The sequence below is a fragment of the uncultured Vibrio sp. genome (genome assembly GCF_947488985.1).
In the GTDB taxonomy this organism is placed as follows: Bacteria; Pseudomonadota; Gammaproteobacteria; order Enterobacterales; family Vibrionaceae; genus Vibrio.
The window spans coordinates 1-15,836 of record NZ_CANLBV010000091.1 but is presented as its reverse complement, the minus strand read 5'-3'; the positions used below and the strand labels follow the sequence as shown (position 1 = coordinate 15,836).

Here is a 15,836-nt window from a genome sequence, read left to right as displayed (position 1 = left end):
CAATAGAGCAATTTTTTACTGTGACTCTTCCAGAGCTCGCAGGCTCTTTGGCATCTCGAATTAATGATAACTTTCAAATTCTCAAGCCAGCATCTTCAAATTGAACGGGTTGTATACTCAAACTGATCAGCATTATTTTTGCTCAAATTGTGGTATCTACACCCATAATAAGCGTCGCTCAAATACGCAGGAGTACGGCTTTAACATTGGCTGTTTGGAAGGGGTTAACCCTTTTGATTTGGGTGATATCACGACGTACGATGGCGTTAATCACCCTGCTGACCAATAACAAGTGGGCCGGATAAGGCGTGATTTGCGGCTGAGTATGCAGCCTCCCTCCGTACTGGTAAAACAGGCGCTGGTGGTTTGATAAAGCCTGTGTAATGCTAAGCCTCAAGTATTGAATGTCTGTTGTGGGCTATGTTTAGTGTTCCTTTGAATAGTTTTGTACATCGTGTGAGTGATAAAAGCCAAGTCATGGCAGCGGCTGCCGAATGTGGATGCCAATTGAAGCGGGTTCGCCGTTCGCGTCATTGGATATTGATGGCTCATCAAGAGCATCAACTCGTTGAATTTAAAGCGATGCTAACCGATGACAAAGACGCATGGATAGTCAACGCAATCGACAAAGTACTGCCCAAACCTGTGGTCTGTTTGGCTTCTTTGTTAGCCGCCACGCCCTCGATGACCGTCGCCCAGTTGGTCATGGAATCCGGATGTTCAATGGCAGAAGCAAGGCGTGCGATTGATGAGCATGAAGGGTTATAAACACGAGCCTTAAGTAAGCCAGTCATGTTGTGAAAGGGAATCGCGAGCAGCAAAAAGCCCGTAACGATATTGCGTTTTTCAGCGGAATATCGTTACGGGCTTTATCATCTGTGCTGCCGTTAAGCTAAGCCATGTGGCTTATAAAGCGTTCGCTCTATTAATCGTTAGCCACTTTTACACGGATGGTGTTTTTGCCAAGCTTTGACATGTTCAGCTTGTTGAGGGCTGTTTTCGCTTCTTCTTGCTCTGGCATTTCAACAAAAGCAAAACCTTTTGAGTAGCCAGTCTCTTGGTCTAACACTAGGTTACACGCTTTAACAGAGCCGAACTCTGAAAATAGCACACGAATGTCTTGCTCTGTTGTTGAGCGAGATAGGTTACGAACGAGAAGTTTCATAATAAACCTTGAATTTTAATTTACGCCGCGCATTGTCGCACACTTTGAGGCTCACTCTCACAACTAATTATTGAATTATGTTTTGAGCGTGGGAATGAATACCCATCACAGTCAGTCAGCGATTAGCAGTAAAAGTGCTCGCAGAGAGCCAGCACTTTTAAATGGCCAGCACTTGTGAACCGACAGCAATAATTATTGGTCGTCGAATTGTTTAACGGTGAACGCGTCTTCGATTCGGTTTAGCTCTTCTTGTTCTTTAACTCGCTTCTCCTCTTGGAGAGTCGCTTTCATCTCGTTAAGTCGCTTTTTCTCTGACTTAGTCAGGAATTTCACTGCTTTTTTATTGGTCAGAGCGTAAGCAACTACGTCTTCACCTTTTTCTCTGCGGTCGTTTACGCGTTGTGAGAAACGTTCATTGTCGCGAGCTTTACGCTCCGCTGAGGTCAACTTGCTCATGCTTTAAAGCCTTTTCAATTAATCATGGTAGGGAATCTACGCTAAGCGAAACAAACAGGAACTGCTGAGTATCAGTCTAGCCCATTTGTATGCTGGTGGCGCATCTTAGCACAGAGGCTTGAGCTTGCAGGTATGCAATTCGCAGGAACAAATAAAACAGCCCACAACGCTTCGTTGTGGGCTGTAATTAACGGCTAACCAAACAAGGTGAAGCTAAGGATCGAACGATCAGATTTTCTCGATGTATAAGATGACCTCTCCGACCTTAAAGCCGAATTTAGACATCTCGGTTTTGTTGAACAATCGTTTCTCATCCATTAAGAACATCCAATCGTCTAATACGACTTCATAAGTGCTGCCGTCGACTTCAATTTCTAAATCGTATTTCCAATACAGAGCCGAACCTTGGGTTTCGCCATAAGCGGTACCTACTACATCACTGGCAGTGCCTGAATAGGTATTTTCGCCGGTTTTAATTAGGTTCCAAACTCGGGTTGAACGCTCACCATCGGCAAAAGAGAACCACTCTTTGATCTCTCCATTGTCACCGTCCCATATGGCATTAAGCTTAGCGTCGAAGCGGCGTAGTAAATTGCCAGAGCGGTCGAGCACGATGCCGTAGGCCATCAACTCCCCATTGAAGAAGGTTTCAAGCTTGAGCTCGGGAGTGGTGTCTACGTGATTCTCTAGATTTGCAGAACCACAACCCGCTAGCCAAGTGAGAGAAAGCAGTGCCAGAACGAATTTTATTATTCTTGTTTTTGGACTCATTTATTTAAACCTAAGAGTTGTTTGCGAAGGCCGGGCTCGGATGTGTTTTCAGATAACCAGATGGCTAAAAAGGCCTCACCAAACTGCTTGTCTTGGATTACCCCGATAGGTTGCTCATCAAAGTAAAAGCGGCTTACGTTATCTTCTGTGACACGAATAGTGAGCGTGCTTCCAGCTTCTACGTTTGGCCACATCGCGTACAAAGGCTTCAACCAACGCTGGATGCTGTTATTTGAGTAACCAAGTTTGTTCCACTGGTCTTCGGTTGCATCGACTAAGTCTTTGCTGTCGATAGCGCGGTAATACTCAAGCTTGAGTGCGCGTTCAGAGTTGGTTGGTGTGGTGTAGAACTCAGCAGAGTAAATCGTCCAGAACAGATAACTCATTTCGCCTTGGCCGCGTTTATTCAAATCATCGACCGCAGAAGCTTTCGCGTTTGCGGTAAATAGCAGCGCAGCAAAGATTAGAGTTAGAGTGATTAAGCTGAAGAGTTTGCTTTTGGTCTGCGCATGAGCGGTTTGCGTATGAATGATTTGCTTGTGAATGGTCTGCGTATGAAAGTTTGAAAGCGCACCCACGCGACTAGGGAAGCTCTCTATTTTGAACGCTTGTGCAGGGTTGCGTGAATAAGCCATAACTCACCTCGTTGTCGTTGCCATTTCAGGTTGTACTAAGTTGGAGTAGGCGGCCACCAGTAAGGGCAACAAAATCCCCCAACTCAATGCAAGGGCAGCAACTACCGATGCATCTGGCCAAGTAGTAAGAAGGGCGCCAGCTTTGATGCCCCCCCAATAACTACTAGTACCTGCTACGAACCCGATGACAAACAAGATCACTTTCGAGCATTTTAAAAGCCAATTAAGGCTGTGATTGAAGCTGATCAAGAACATGATCCATAAGCACACCAACCACACAGGAAACCACGATTGGTTGGCGATTTCAGAATCGACGGCAAACACGCCGAAGTGAAGCATGAGGCTATCGAGTAATAGCCCCAACGGAAGTAAACAGAGTATTTTCAGATCGCTATTGCGGGTTGGAGAGAGCACGAAGTGCACGGCCACAATCAATGGCGCGATGAACGGGGCTTGCGCGGTAAAGAATGCACTGCAAACCCAGGTCGCTTGAAACAGAACCAGATTAATAATCCAAAACCGTTTCATCTTTTGCTCCAAAGTAACGAGGTTTTCTGGCTACTAGGTGATGGGTGCTGATCACACGTTCTAAGAATGCGCCTTCACAGTAGCAGAAATAGAAAATCCATAAGCGCTTAAACTCTTCTGAATAGCCCAGAGATTCTAGCTCTTCCCAACTGTTTTCAAAGGCAACATTCCAGTCGTTGAGTGTGCGAGCATAGTGCAGGCCAATGTCGTCAACTTCTTGAACCACAAGGTCGGTACTGGTCGCAAGATGTTGGGTCATGACTGAAACGGAAGGTAAACAGCCACCCGGGAAGATGTACTTCTGAATAAAGTCGACGCCTTTGCGGTATTTCTCGTAGCGGCTGTCAGCAATGGTGATGGCTTGGATCAACATCTTGCCTGAAGGTTTCAGTAACGAAGAACACTTCTCAAAGAAGGTTTGCAGATATTCGTGTCCCACCGCTTCGATCATCTCAATAGAGACCAACTTGTCATACTCACCGGTGAGATTACGATAATCCTCTTTAAGCAGGGTGATTTTGTCGGTTAAACCAAGCGCTTTCACTCTTTGTTCAGCAAGCTCGTGCTGAGCGTCTGAAATGGTGGTAGTCGTCACGTGACAGCCATAATGTTGAGCCATGAATATCGCCAGGCCACCCCAGCCAGTACCTATCTCAACGACGTTGTCTGTTTCAGACAGTTCTAAACGCTCACAGATGATTTTCATCTTGTTCTGTTGTGCTTTAGACAGGGTTAACGCGTCTTCGCTGTAGATAGCCGATGAGTATTGCATTGAGCTGTCTAGGAATCGCTCATACAGTTCGTTGCCGATGTCGTAGTGAGCCAGAATGTTGCGTTTAGCCCCTTGCTCGGTATTGGCATTCTTACGGCGTAATAACAGGTTTTTGATGCGAGATATCCACTGTGTTTTGTCGTCCAACTCGTCTAACTGCGCTTGGTTGCGCGCCATGATCTGAATAACACGAGTCAGGTTCGGACTAGTCCACTTACCATCAATGTAGGCTTCGGATGCCCCAATACTTCCGTTGATGACAACATCTCTAAAAAAGGTCGCATCATGAATCACGATTCGACCTTTCAAGTCTGCTTCTCGATCACCAAACACTGAATGCTGATCGCGCTCGATGATTTCAAGCGTTGCGAATTGCAGGCGTTCTAGCACCTTGAAGATTAAAGCTCGATATCTACAGTTGCTTGAAACAGCAACGGCATTAGCTTGTTGTTCAATGTTGTTGTTTTGTTTTGCAAGCTGTTCCATGTAAACCTCGCTGAGAATTCATTCTAACTTTTTTCCAACTAAAGTCGGGTGCTGTTCTTTGGTTGAGCACACCCAAATCGTTACTTGAGTTGTACTGTCTAATTACTGTAAAGGCGCTCAAGACGTTGAGTCTGGGTGCGCGACGAATGGTACTTTTTTCAGGAATAATTTGAGAGCCTGATAATAGATTCCCATCACGACTTTTATCGTCATTGCCGGAATCTTGAATACCGTTCGTCTAATGTTTTTCTTGGTCACAGACTGCTTTGTCAGTGCCAGTGTCGCATCGAAGATTTTGTCGCTTCTGCGGCTCTCTATGTGGACGAGTGTTCGTTTCGCTGGTGGCTTAATCTTCCAAAAATAGGTCATGTTTAAGTCCATAAACGGCGAGACGTGAAACTCTTTCTTTACCTTCAGTTCTTGGTGCATGTCGATGAGGTAGTAGTGTCTTTCTCGCCAAGGCGTGTTACTCACTTCAGCCAACATATATTTGCAATCGCCTGTTTCGTCATAACAGAAGAAGCAGTTGATCGGGCTGAAATAGATACCTAAACAACGGCACTGTGCCAGCATCGTCACTCGGTTTGAATCAGACCAAACCCCACCAAGTTGTTGCACTTTGGAAGCTATACGTTGCTTAAGTGATTGAGGTTCAGACACGGTGGCATTTTGTTTTTTTTCAGCAAGATAATCCGATTCAACAAAGCGGATCGGGTGGTACCATCGCGTACCGAACAATGCACTCCGCTGTGTGGTTTTGGGCAGTTCATCAAGATCCAACCCCATCATGTAAAGTTGATAACTGAACTCGTGGGTGATGTCGCCAAAACGGCGGTGTCTTACGTTACCCCAATAGATACCGCTGAGTTCTTCATTCTTTTCGGATGCGATCCCTATGTCGGGTGTCATGGTGTGCGTGTTCATAGTGTCGAACTCGTACTCAAATCTAAGCCGAAGCGTTTAGTTACATCGAGCGCACTGTGGACGCCGTCTTCATGGAATCCGTTGTACCAGTAAGCGCCTGCAAAGTGAGTCTTGTTTTGCCCGCAGATTTTTTCACGTTGTTGCTGTGCGTTCACCGTATTCGAATTCAGAACAGGGTGGTGATACACAAAGCTTCGAATGATTTTCTCTGGGTCAATCGCTTCACTCTGATTTAAGGTCACACAGAATGTATCTTGGCTTTCGATACCTTGCAGGATGTTCATGTTGTACGTTACACAAGCTGGTCGTTGGCTGTTGCCGTCGAGCATGTAGTTCCAGCTCGCCCACGCTAGTTTTCTGTCTGGTAGCAGGTTGGTGTCTGTGTGCAGTACCACTTCATTGCGGCTGTAAGGGATCTCGCCCAGCACCTGCTGCTCTTGTTCAGTAGCGTCACCAAGTAGGCGCAGGGCTTGGTCTGAGTGACAAGCAAATATCACTTCATCGAAGTCTTGTGTGACACCATCTTCAAACTCAATGGTAATGCCAGTCTCTTGGCGGGTGACTTGTTTGATTGATGTGTTCATCGCGACTGGTTTGTTCAAACGCGAAAGGATGATCTCAACATAAGATCGAGACCCTTTAGGGATCACATACCACTGCGGGCGGTTAGCAATGTCGAGCAGGCCGTGGTTGTAGAAAAACTGAATAAAGAACTTAAGCTCAAACTCTTCCATCTCTTCTAAGCTTGTCGACCAAATTGCTGCGCCCATCGGTAGGATGTAATGCTGGCTGAAAAAGTCGGAAAACTGGTTTTTACGTAGGAAGTTGCCCAAGGTAACATCCGGTGTGAACTCGTTACTTTCGAATTGAGCCTTACACAATTTGTTGAACTTGAGAATGTCAGAGACTAAAGACCAAAATTGAGGTTTGAAAATATTACTTCGTTGAGCGAAGAGAGAGTTGATGCTGTGGCCGTTGTATTCAAACTTAGTCGTGGTGTTGTGAACGCTAAAGCTCATCTCAGTGGGTTGTCTTTCAACCCCCAGTTGTTCTAGGAGTTGATTGAAATTTGGGTAGGTGCGATCGTTAAATACGATAAACCCAGTGTCGATAGAAAACGACGAGCCTTGATGTTCAATATCAACGGTGGCGGTGTGCCCCCCAACGTAATCATTTTTTTCGAATACCGTTACGTCGTGGTGCTTATCTAATATGTGCGCGCAAGTGAGTCCAGATATGCCTGAACCTATGATGGCGATTTTCTTCATTATTATTTCATCCTTGAAGCGAGTTTTTGCCAAATGGGTGCCGGTAGTGTTCGCAGTAACTTCATGATCCAAATAAATCGTCTTGGGAAATTGATTTCACACTTTCCTTGAGCAATACCAGTGATGATGCGTTGAGTGGCGGCCTCACGACTCACTATCATTGGCATAGAGAAGGTGTTGCGCTCGGTCAACGGAGTATCAACAAAGCCAGGGTGCACAATAGAGACATGGATATCGTGCTGTGCTAGGTCAACCGAAAGTGTTCTTCCTAAATACGTGAGTGCCGCCTTTGAAGCGCCATAGGCCTCGGCTCTAGGCAAAGGCAAAAAGCTGGCGCTTGAGCTTACCAAAACCAAGCGACCTCCGGGTTTGATGTTTTTGAGCCACGCTTTTAAGGCGTAGCCAATGGAGATTAAGTTAATGTTGATGACGCGCTCGAAAAGCTCCGCATCAAAATTCAGTGGGTCGTCAATGTACTCACAATCCCCCGCGTTCAAAATCAGCAGGTCGAGCGGCTGGTCTTGGTCTAGCTCTGGGAAGTTGTGGTAGTCGGTTAGGTCAAAACAAAGTGGCTCAATTGATGAATGAGATAAATCTGTCTCGTGAGAATCGACTAAGGCTTGCAGTTTGTCTGGGTTGCGGCCACAAGCGATCACTTGATGGCCTTGTTGAGCATAATCGAGTGTTAGAGATTGGCCGATACCTGAGGTCGCGCCTGTGATCATAATACGCATTATCGGCTCGCTCTTTTCTTGATGGATTTGATCGCGCAGCCCAAGACTGGAATGTGCTCATACAACATGGAGCCGACGTCGAAATAGTCTTTGTGATAGATCACTTGTTCATCGAGCATTTTGATATGGCTGTGGCCTTGAACTTCGATAGGTTTTTGACCGTTCAATTGTTTGTGAGCGAATTGCATCGTCCAGTACACCGCGGCTTCACTATCGGCTTCAAAAACCTGCTCAATGTGGAAATCACAGCTGGTCACTTGGGTGTAGATGTTTTCGAAGTAATGCGTCAGCGCAGCAATTCCGCTGACATGATGCAGCGGATCTTGGAATTCGATATTAGGGTGATAAACGGTCTTTAGCACGTCGAAATTGTCGGTTCCGAGTTCTCGATACATGTTGAGAAAGTTATCAAGCCATAGAGAGTTATCCATAATATTCACTCTAATTATTTGAAAAAGGCTAAGGCTCTCAATCGTGCTTCTTTGTGTTCAACGATGGGTTGCCAGTATTCGCTGTTAATTCCGTTTTTAGCAATGTAATCATGTGGAAAATGCACATGCTTGTCAGGAATATTTTGCAGCTCTGGTATGTACTTACGAATAAAAATTCCTTTCGGATCAAACTTTTCACTCTGGGTGATTGGATTGAAAATTCGGAAGTAAGGTTGAGCATCACAGCCAGTACTTGAAGCCCACTGCCAACCACCATTGTTAGCGCTGAAATCGCCATCGATAAGGTGCGTCATAAAGAATCGTTCGCCCCAACGCCAGTCGATAAGCAGGTGTTTGGTCAGGAAGCTTGCTACCACCATTCTTAGTCTGTTGTGCATCCAACCTGTATCAACCAATTGGCGCATGGCTGCATCAACCAAGGGATAGCCGGTTCTCCCTTCACACCAAGCTTTGAAGCTCGGGTGATCCTGATACCAATCTAAGCCATTGTACTTTTGTTGAAAGTTAGCACCTTTAACCAGCTTAGGATGATGAAACATTAAATGCTTATAAAAATCTCGCCAAATCAATTCATTAAGCCAAGAAAAGGCAGGTAATTGCGAGTCAAACAGCAGATCAGGTTGTTGTTGAAGCAACTGAATCGCTAACCATCTTGGGCTCACTGCACCGATCGTCAAATAAGGTGACAGGCCAGATGTTCCTTTGACGGAAGGGATGTCTCTCAGGTGTGCATAATCGTTGACTTTGTTAGCCAAGAAATTAGGGATCACGCTGCTTAGTACATCTTCGCTCATTGGCCAGCGACTTGAATCAACGCGAGGGAAGTCGAAGTCGTAGTCAGCAGAGATCCTTGAAGTTTTTAGATCATCAGGAAGCTGAGTTTGTGAAAGTTGATTTTGTAAAGACTCAGTAGGTGCGAGTGGGGCAGGACTACAGATGATGCCTTTTTCCTGAACTTGTTTTAGCCATGCGTTCTTAAAGGGCGTAAAGACTTTGAACATCTCGCCTTGTTTGTTGAGAACGCTACCGAGTGGCAGCATAACGTCACAATCGCTTATCTTGAGGTTTAAGCCGCTTGAAATCAGCTTTTTATCGCGAGCTTGTTCATCGACCTCTGGCTCAGAGTTAGCGTAGACGCACTTGGCATCAAGCTGCTGGCATAAATCGATGAGTTGTTTGGATTGGTCGTCAAAGTCGCCAGCTTTGAGGTGCAGCAGAGTAATACCGAATTCCGCGAGCTGTGATTCAAGCTGCTTGAGGTGTCGGTAAATGAAGTCGGCTTTTATTGGCGCAAGGTGATGTTGTTGCCACTGCTGCGGAGTTGAAATAAAAACGGCGATAGAGACGCCGTTTTCAACTGCAGCGACGAGAGCTGGATTATCGTGAATCCGCAGGTCTCGTCGTATCCATAGAATGTCGCTCAATATCCGTATCTCAGTTTAAGTTCTTGCGGGTGAGGGTTTAGATAAACCTGTGATTCTAGGTACTCGTTCGGGTATTCCATCAAGTAGTGGTTGATCAGCGTCAGTGGTACTAACAGTGGAATCACGCCCTCTCTGAATGAATCAATTTGGTTCGCAAGCTCTTGCTTGTGAACGCTGCTCAGTTGCTTCTTAAAGTAGCCTTGTAAATGCTGCAGCGTATTAGCATGACTGCCGCGATTTGCGTGATGTGATAACGCCGTCATCAAACCTTCGATGTACTGGTCTGCAAGCTCGTTAATGTCGAGGTCGTTTCCTGCTAAAAGCTTACCAAGGCGCTTGTAACCTTCTACGTGATGACACATCACTAGGTATTTGTGAGCACTGTGGAATTGAATCAGTTTGTGCTTAGTAATGCCTTCGTCGACAAGGTCTAGCCACTTCTGGTAAGTGAACACTCGAGTCATGAAGTTTTCACGTAGAATGGGGTCGTTAAGGCGACCGTTTTCTTCAACTGGAAGCAGCGGATTACCATCCATGATCTGCTGGGTGAACATCCCCACGCCTGTTGATTCAGAACCACGACCATGATGGTGATACACCTTCACACGCTCCATGCCACAAGTTGGACTCTTCTGACACACGATGAAGCCTGCAATGTGTTGGTTATTCTTCGAATAGTTTTGACCGAATTCGATTAACTCATTGGTCACATCACCAGACCCGTCTGGGCGAGAAACGTGGATGATATCGTCTAGCATTCTTGTTTGGCGAATAGTTGGGCGTGGAGTTGGAAGACCAATACTCATTTCTGGACAAACGGGTTCTAACTCCACGTAATCTGCTAGATCGTCTGTGCAGAAGCGAGAACGTTTATGGCCAGTATCGAACCGAACTTTATGACCGGCAACACATGCACTAATGCCTATTTTTATTTTTTTATCCATTGGTCAATTCCTTACGTCCTTTGCTCATTATTGTTTTTATATTATGTCGCTTGTTGCTCATGTGAGATTACTTTAGTCCGGTTATTACCTTTCTACCTAGCCAACTTTTTGAGTCTTGTGATCTGCCCGGTAAATCCTTCTAAGTTAGTAAATGTACTTACCTAATGGGTTGAACAATTGGCTTACACCTTTAGTGAAGTAGATCGCGTCACTTGAAACGGTCAAGCACACACAACCTTCTTTGGTCGCAGGTTGGTGAGTGTGATTACCATCCAACCAGATGAAATCACCTTTGTTGTAGACACCCATTTCGTCTTTGAAACTACCTTCTAAAAGCAGCGTGATCTCGAAGCCCTTGTGAGTGTGGCAAGGCACTTGTCCGTCTTTATCGATGTGCAACAAACTGGTGTGGTGAGCTTCGTCATCGAAGTCAAGCCTTGCTCGTGAAATTTTACCTAGGTTCATCCAATCTTTTCTCGCCACTGAATTTAGAGCGCGAGGAATTGTGAACGTAGTATCTGCAACGGTAACTTGTTGTACCTTAGGTTCAACCTCTACAGACTGAGATAAATCAGCAGTAATCTGCTCAATTGCATCAAAGTCTAAATCTAAATGGTCCACTGAAAAGCTGTCTGAATTTTCGCTAGCGAATACAGGTTCTTTACCAAAGGTATTGTCCGCCGCTTCAGCCGTTAACTGTTTCACTTGCTCTTGGCAGTGTTCACACAGCTCTACATGGCTCGACACAATCAGAGACACTGAGTCAGCAAGCGTGCCGCCAACAAAGTCTTTCAAAATTGCTTCGTTAGGGTGATGTTTAATCATGGCTTTGTTCTCCCATGTGAACCTTAAGTTTGGCTAAAGCGAGTCTGAGACGTGATTTCACTGTTCCAAGTGGGACGCCAAGTTGTTGTGCAAGCTGCTCCTGAGAGAGCTCTTGAAAGTAAACGCCTTTGACAATGGTTTTCTGCGCCAGAGGTAGCTTCTCTATTTGAGTCATTACGTGTCGGCTCATCAAATGATCGCCAAACGGTAATTCATCGCTTAGAGATTCAGCAACCATCGCGTCGATAGGCCAGATGTCGTCTGCGATTGTCTGTTCCGCTTTGGCTTTTACTTTACGCAACATGTCAAAAGCGGCATTTCGCATAACGGTGTAGACCCAAGTCGTCGCAGCGCCCTTATCTTCATTGTAAAGATGGGCTTTCTTCCAAACGTTAGTCATGGTGTCTTGAACCAGCTCATTCGCAGCAGCTTCACCACCTAACTTGCTAATTCCGAAACGCTTTATCTTGGGAGCAAAGAACTTGAATAAACAGGTGAATGCCTGTTTGTTTCGCTCGGTACCAACCAGAATCAACCAGCTTGATAGCTCTGTCGGTACTTTGTTCTCGGTCTGTGATTTGTTGTCTGGGATGATGACATGCTCCTTGCCGTTCCCTGAACTTCTGTTTTCTACTTGCATAGTCATTAACCATTACGCCAATTTAAATAACATTACGAGAGCATTGAAGGTAGGGATCATTTAATAATGATTAAATATTTACTATACAAAATTATAGTGAATAAAGGTGCTTACTTCCCGGTAATAATTTGATTCAAAAAAGGAACTAAAGAAGGAAAGCTAGCGGGCTCGGTGAACTCTGTTTTCTTTTCCAAAGGGATAGGCATCATCTCGAGAAGTCGCGCACAAATCCATTGTGGGCTTTCGAAGTCAGGTGTGGGGTAGAGTGTCCGGATTGATTCATTATCACGAAACAATTGAACCAAAAACGCGGTAAAGACGTTAGGAACCTGAGATTGAGCCGTCGACTCAACTGTCGGCCAGTGAGGTAATGGGCTAAATTTACCCTTTATCAAACCGTCGCTGGTTGTTAAAGAGGAGAGCAACTGAACGAGATTCTTGCCTTCGACGTCAATTTCTAGAATTTGATCATCGGACATATTGAAATCGACAATTGAAACTTGTGTTCCCCAAGAACTGAGGCGAGCAGATTTCGCGTTATCTTGGGTTGCGATAATAAAGCCGTCGCCTTGTGCAGCATGAGAGACCATCGCAAGATACTTTGGCTCGAAGATTCGTAGCCTTTGCCGACCTCCGGGTAGCAGAAATATGGGCAGCGGAAACACGGCGAGTTCTAGAGACTGAGCTAGAATGGCTTCTGCTTGTGTGATCTTGCTTGATGAATTGGACACATAGTACTCCTTGTTCAAATATGGTTAGAACAGGTATACGCAATGCTTGTCGTGTTCGATCAGGCAGTTGCTACTGCATTCGACTAATGGGTTAGTTATGACGCTGTTCGATCAAATTGTTGTGTTCGGTTAAATTGTTGTGTTCGGTTAAATTACTGTGTTCGATTCGTTCGCTACACTCGCTATCTATTGCTAATTTTGGTGAGCAATACCGGAGTGCAAAAGCTGAGGTTGACGTTTTTTGGTGCAGCGGTTCATAAAACCATTACTTTGATCTTTTCTCGTCCACATCATTGGCTAATATGTGATCAATGGGTAAGCAAGCGGATGGCATGGATACTATTATTTTATCTCACTTATTCTTTGCCTGACATCGCATCAAAGGAACGGTCATGATTGTTATTTACGGTATTAAAGAGTGCTTAAATCCAATTAAGTTACAACTCTCCAATGTGTTACAGCAGTGCTTGAACAGTGAAATGGGGTTACCCGATGACAAGCGAGCACATCGGTTTGTGCCATTGGAACGGGATGACTTCTTTTATCCAGAAGGAAGAACCGAGGCGTATACCGTTATTGAGATCAATATGATGGAAGGCAGAGCCGTTAATACTAAAAAGCGTCTTATTAAGAAGATATTTTCTGAAATAGAAAAGCAGTTAGCCATATCCCCGATTGATATCGAAATCACCATCAAAGAGCAGCCATCGCACTGCTGGGGATTTCGTGGCATGACTGGTGATGAAGCCCAAGATCTGAAGTACAAAGTGAAGGTTTAGTCAGGATCGTCCTGTTTATTGTGTGACCTGTTTACTTTTATTTACACTCTCTATATGAGCTACGAGTTACTGTATTTTGGGCATTCAATACGTTCAATTGCCTTGATCTTCAGTATGGTGGCCTGCAATCACCCCTTCTCTCTGTGTGCTTAATTATGTCTCTTTTTGAGATAAATTTCGGTTCGAGTGCACCCTTGTGCTATAATCTGCGCCCCAATCCGAATTGGCTTGCTTAATCTTAGGAAATTATTATGAGTGTTAAAAACGAACTTCAACAAATTAACAACCGTCTAGACAAGTGTCGCCACAAGTTAGATGCTGCTAAAACTCGTAATGATCGTCCTGTTGTTCGTCAGTTCGAGGAAGAGATTAAGAAGCTAACTAAGAAAATTGCCCAGCTTAAGCACAAAGAAAGCTACGATGTGAATCAAGAGCGTAAGTCTCTGGTTAATATGCCATTTAGCCGTGAAATCACAAAGGCTGAACAGGCCGATATGGGTAAATTGAAAAAGTCGGTTAAAGGGCTGGTGATTGTTCACCCAATGACAAAAATTGGTAAAGAGCTTAACATTGATGTCATGACAGGGTATGCCCCGAAAAAATTCTAATTGCCAGCGATGGTAATGAAAAAGGAGCTATCACTAGCTCCTTTTTACTTTCTCAACTATGCAGAAAGTAGAATAAGCGGCAAAACTATATTTGCCGTTATACACTCTTAGAGGTAATGATTATCACAAAACCTTTTAGAGTATTTAAAAAGTTAACGTGCCCCTAACATGGCACTACGGGCTCAAAGTACTGTGCCCACATTTCGAATCTACAGTTTGTATAAATATAGGTAGAGCAGCACAAATAATTACAGATAAAACTAGACTCATTAGGGAAGATGAGAAAGTAAAAAAATAGAGGTTATATGAATCAATTAATTTCAGTTGGACCATTAGAATCCTTCCTAATCGCGATTAGTGTTTTGTTTCTAGGTCACTTCGTCAACGCAAAGCTTCCGATTCTCAAAAAATACAATATCCCCGAGCCTATTGTCGGCGGATTAATCGTCGCCTTTGCTATCACTGGCCTGCACTTTAAGGGGCTTGATCTTGAGTTTTCTTTACCCTTGCAGAACATTTTTATGTTGATGTTCTTTGCAACGGTCGGTCTGGCGGCTAACTACACGCAGCTGATGAAGGGGGGAGCTAAGGTGTTCCTATTCCTTGGGATCGCTTCGGTTTATATCATTATCCAAAATGGTGTTGGTGTGACGCTGGCAACTGCCCTTGGTCTTGAGCCTCTTATGGGATTGATAGCAGGTTCTATCACCTTATCTGGTGGTCACGGTACTGGTGCCGCTTGGTCTCAAACCTTTGCTGACACGTTTGGTATTGCGAATACCCTTGAGATAGCGATGGCTTCAGCAACGTTTGGCTTGATTATCGGTGGTATTATCGGTAGCCCTGTCGCGCAAAAGTTGATTGATAAGAACCAACTTGAGTCTGAGTACGGTACCGGTACACAAACGCATGAGCGCTTTCCTGAGCTCGTGACTTATAACGAGTACGAAGAAGAAAAAGTAACCGCGAAGAAGGTGATTGAAGTTCTGTTCATTCTGCTTCTTTGTATTACTGGTGCAAAATACTTAGAACAGTGGGTAGCGACCTTTGAGATTTCTTGGTTAATGATCCCTGATTTTGTCTACGCGCTATTCATTGGTGTATTCATTACTAATGTGTTTGAAGTGACGAAGCTGCACAAAACAGACAGCGAAACAGTCGATATTCTGGGTACGGTGTCGTTGTCCCTGTTCTTAGCGATGGCACTGATGAGCTTGAAGCTTTGGAACATCTTTGACCTTGCGATTCCGTTCCTGATTATTCTTGTGGTTCAAGCGGTCGTATTAGGTATCTTCTCTTATTTTGTGACGTTCAAAGTGATGGGTTCTAACTACGATGCTGCGGTTATGGCGGGTGGTCACTGTGGTTTCGGCCTAGGTGCAACACCAACGGCGGTCATGAACATGGGTTCTTTGGTGAATCGATTCGGCCCATCACCACAAGCCTTCATGGTTGTGCCAATTGTTGGTGCCTTCTTTATCGATATTGTTAACCTGATTATCCTACAAGGATACATCTCGTTTATCGGTTAAGGTGAACCTTTACTTAAGTGCGATGAGCTCATCGCATTAAGATGAATACAAAAAAAAGCCAGTCTGTTGACTGGCTTTTTTGTTCGTGCGCCGAGCATGGCGTTGATCTAGGAGGTGAAAGTCCTCTACGGGCTCAGTCGAGCGAGAACCGTTAGTCTATGC

The 15,836-nt window shown here is 44.8% G+C and carries 19 protein-coding genes and 2 pseudogenes; 6 read left to right on the top strand and 15 right to left on the bottom strand.

Features of this window, described 5'->3' with window-relative positions; genetic code table 11:
* The 3 genes and pseudogenes from Q1A70_RS15975 to Q1A70_RS15965 form a co-directional block, all read left to right on the top strand.
* Positions 1-104: pseudogene (locus tag Q1A70_RS15975) on the top strand (IS630 family transposase); the annotation flags it as partial.
* Between the two features lie 23 nt (positions 105-127).
* Positions 128-289: pseudogene (locus Q1A70_RS15970) on the top strand (GFA family protein); the annotation flags it as partial.
* Positions 290-420: 131 nt separating this feature from the next.
* Positions 421-768: a ribosome recycling factor family protein gene (locus tag Q1A70_RS15965; protein ID WP_299693756.1), complete on the top strand. Its 348-nt coding sequence runs from the start codon at positions 421-423 to the stop codon at positions 766-768.
* A gap of 157 nt (positions 769-925) precedes the next feature.
* Here Q1A70_RS15965 and Q1A70_RS15960 read toward each other — a convergent pair whose 3' ends face one another.
* The 15 genes from Q1A70_RS15960 to Q1A70_RS15890 form a co-directional block, all read right to left on the bottom strand.
* Positions 926-1,165, bottom strand: a complete 240-nt coding sequence (locus Q1A70_RS15960) for an RNA-binding protein (protein ID WP_299693753.1) — start codon at positions 1,163-1,165, stop codon at positions 926-928.
* Between the two features lie 192 nt (positions 1,166-1,357).
* On the bottom strand, positions 1,358-1,621 hold the full coding sequence (locus tag Q1A70_RS15955) for a DNA polymerase III subunit epsilon (protein ID WP_299693750.1): 264 nt from the start codon (positions 1,619-1,621) through the stop codon (positions 1,358-1,360).
* Between the two features lie 228 nt (positions 1,622-1,849).
* Complete coding sequence (locus Q1A70_RS15950; protein WP_299693747.1) at positions 1,850-2,392, bottom strand: DUF3833 domain-containing protein; 543 nt, start codon at positions 2,390-2,392, stop codon at positions 1,850-1,852.
* Complete coding sequence (locus tag Q1A70_RS15945) at positions 2,389-3,027, bottom strand: chalcone isomerase family protein (protein WP_299693742.1); 639 nt, start codon at positions 3,025-3,027, stop codon at positions 2,389-2,391. Before Q1A70_RS15945 ends, Q1A70_RS15950 begins: the two co-directional genes overlap by 4 nt.
* A 3-nt stretch (positions 3,028-3,030) precedes the next feature.
* On the bottom strand, positions 3,031-3,555 hold the full coding sequence (locus tag Q1A70_RS15940) for a DUF2878 domain-containing protein (RefSeq protein WP_299693739.1): 525 nt from the start codon (positions 3,553-3,555) through the stop codon (positions 3,031-3,033).
* Positions 3,533-4,813 carry a cyclopropane-fatty-acyl-phospholipid synthase family protein gene (locus tag Q1A70_RS15935; protein ID WP_299693736.1) on the bottom strand — a complete coding sequence of 427 codons (1,281 nt, stop codon included), beginning with the start codon at positions 4,811-4,813 and terminating at the stop codon, positions 3,533-3,535. The genes Q1A70_RS15940 and Q1A70_RS15935 overlap by 23 nt, the downstream gene beginning before the upstream one ends.
* Positions 4,814-4,930: 117 nt before the next feature.
* Positions 4,931-5,737: a DUF1365 domain-containing protein gene (locus Q1A70_RS15930; RefSeq protein ID WP_299693730.1), complete on the bottom strand. Its 807-nt coding sequence runs from the start codon at positions 5,735-5,737 to the stop codon at positions 4,931-4,933.
* The gene (locus tag Q1A70_RS15925; RefSeq protein ID WP_299693728.1) at positions 5,734-7,005 is read right to left on the bottom strand and encodes an FAD-dependent oxidoreductase; all 1,272 of its coding nucleotides are present in this window, start codon (positions 7,003-7,005) and stop codon (positions 5,734-5,736) included. Before Q1A70_RS15925 ends, Q1A70_RS15930 begins: the two co-directional genes overlap by 4 nt.
* A 2-nt stretch (positions 7,006-7,007) precedes the next feature.
* Positions 7,008-7,739 (bottom strand): SDR family NAD(P)-dependent oxidoreductase, encoded by a 732-nt coding sequence (locus Q1A70_RS15920; RefSeq protein ID WP_299693725.1) that lies wholly within the window; start codon positions 7,737-7,739, stop codon positions 7,008-7,010.
* Entirely contained in the window at positions 7,739-8,170 is a 432-nt protein-coding gene (locus Q1A70_RS15915) for a nuclear transport factor 2 family protein (protein ID WP_299693722.1), read from the bottom strand. The genes Q1A70_RS15920 and Q1A70_RS15915 overlap by 1 nt, the downstream gene beginning before the upstream one ends.
* 14 nt (positions 8,171-8,184) lie before the next feature.
* Positions 8,185-9,615 (bottom strand): deoxyribodipyrimidine photo-lyase, encoded by a 1,431-nt coding sequence (gene phrB, locus Q1A70_RS15910; RefSeq protein WP_299693719.1) that lies wholly within the window; start codon positions 9,613-9,615, stop codon positions 8,185-8,187.
* Positions 9,612-10,559, bottom strand: a complete 948-nt coding sequence (locus Q1A70_RS15905) for a DUF523 and DUF1722 domain-containing protein (protein WP_299693716.1) — start codon at positions 10,557-10,559, stop codon at positions 9,612-9,614. Before Q1A70_RS15905 ends, phrB begins: the two co-directional genes overlap by 4 nt.
* A gap of 144 nt (positions 10,560-10,703) precedes the next feature.
* Complete coding sequence (locus Q1A70_RS15900) at positions 10,704-11,384, bottom strand: ChrR family anti-sigma-E factor (RefSeq protein ID WP_299693712.1); 681 nt, start codon at positions 11,382-11,384, stop codon at positions 10,704-10,706.
* Complete coding sequence (locus Q1A70_RS15895; RefSeq protein ID WP_299693709.1) at positions 11,377-12,024, bottom strand: sigma-70 family RNA polymerase sigma factor; 648 nt, start codon at positions 12,022-12,024, stop codon at positions 11,377-11,379. Before Q1A70_RS15895 ends, Q1A70_RS15900 begins: the two co-directional genes overlap by 8 nt.
* A gap of 110 nt (positions 12,025-12,134) precedes the next feature.
* Entirely contained in the window at positions 12,135-12,755 is a 621-nt protein-coding gene (locus Q1A70_RS15890) for an LON peptidase substrate-binding domain-containing protein (protein ID WP_299693706.1), read from the bottom strand.
* Between the two features lie 392 nt (positions 12,756-13,147).
* Here Q1A70_RS15890 and Q1A70_RS15885 point away from each other — a divergent pair, with 392 nt between their 5' ends.
* From Q1A70_RS15885 to gltS, 3 genes are all read left to right on the top strand, one after another.
* Positions 13,148-13,534, top strand: coding sequence for a tautomerase family protein (locus tag Q1A70_RS15885; RefSeq protein ID WP_017070218.1), 387 nt, complete (start codon positions 13,148-13,150; stop codon positions 13,532-13,534).
* A gap of 251 nt (positions 13,535-13,785) precedes the next feature.
* Positions 13,786-14,142 carry a YibL family ribosome-associated protein gene (locus Q1A70_RS15880; RefSeq protein WP_299693700.1) on the top strand — a complete coding sequence of 119 codons (357 nt, stop codon included), beginning with the start codon at positions 13,786-13,788 and terminating at the stop codon, positions 14,140-14,142.
* Positions 14,143-14,447: 305 nt separating this feature from the next.
* A complete protein-coding gene (gltS, locus tag Q1A70_RS15875; protein WP_299693697.1) occupies positions 14,448-15,674 on the top strand; it encodes a sodium/glutamate symporter in 1,227 nt (408 codons plus the stop codon).
* The last annotated feature ends 162 nt before the right edge of the window (positions 15,675-15,836 follow it).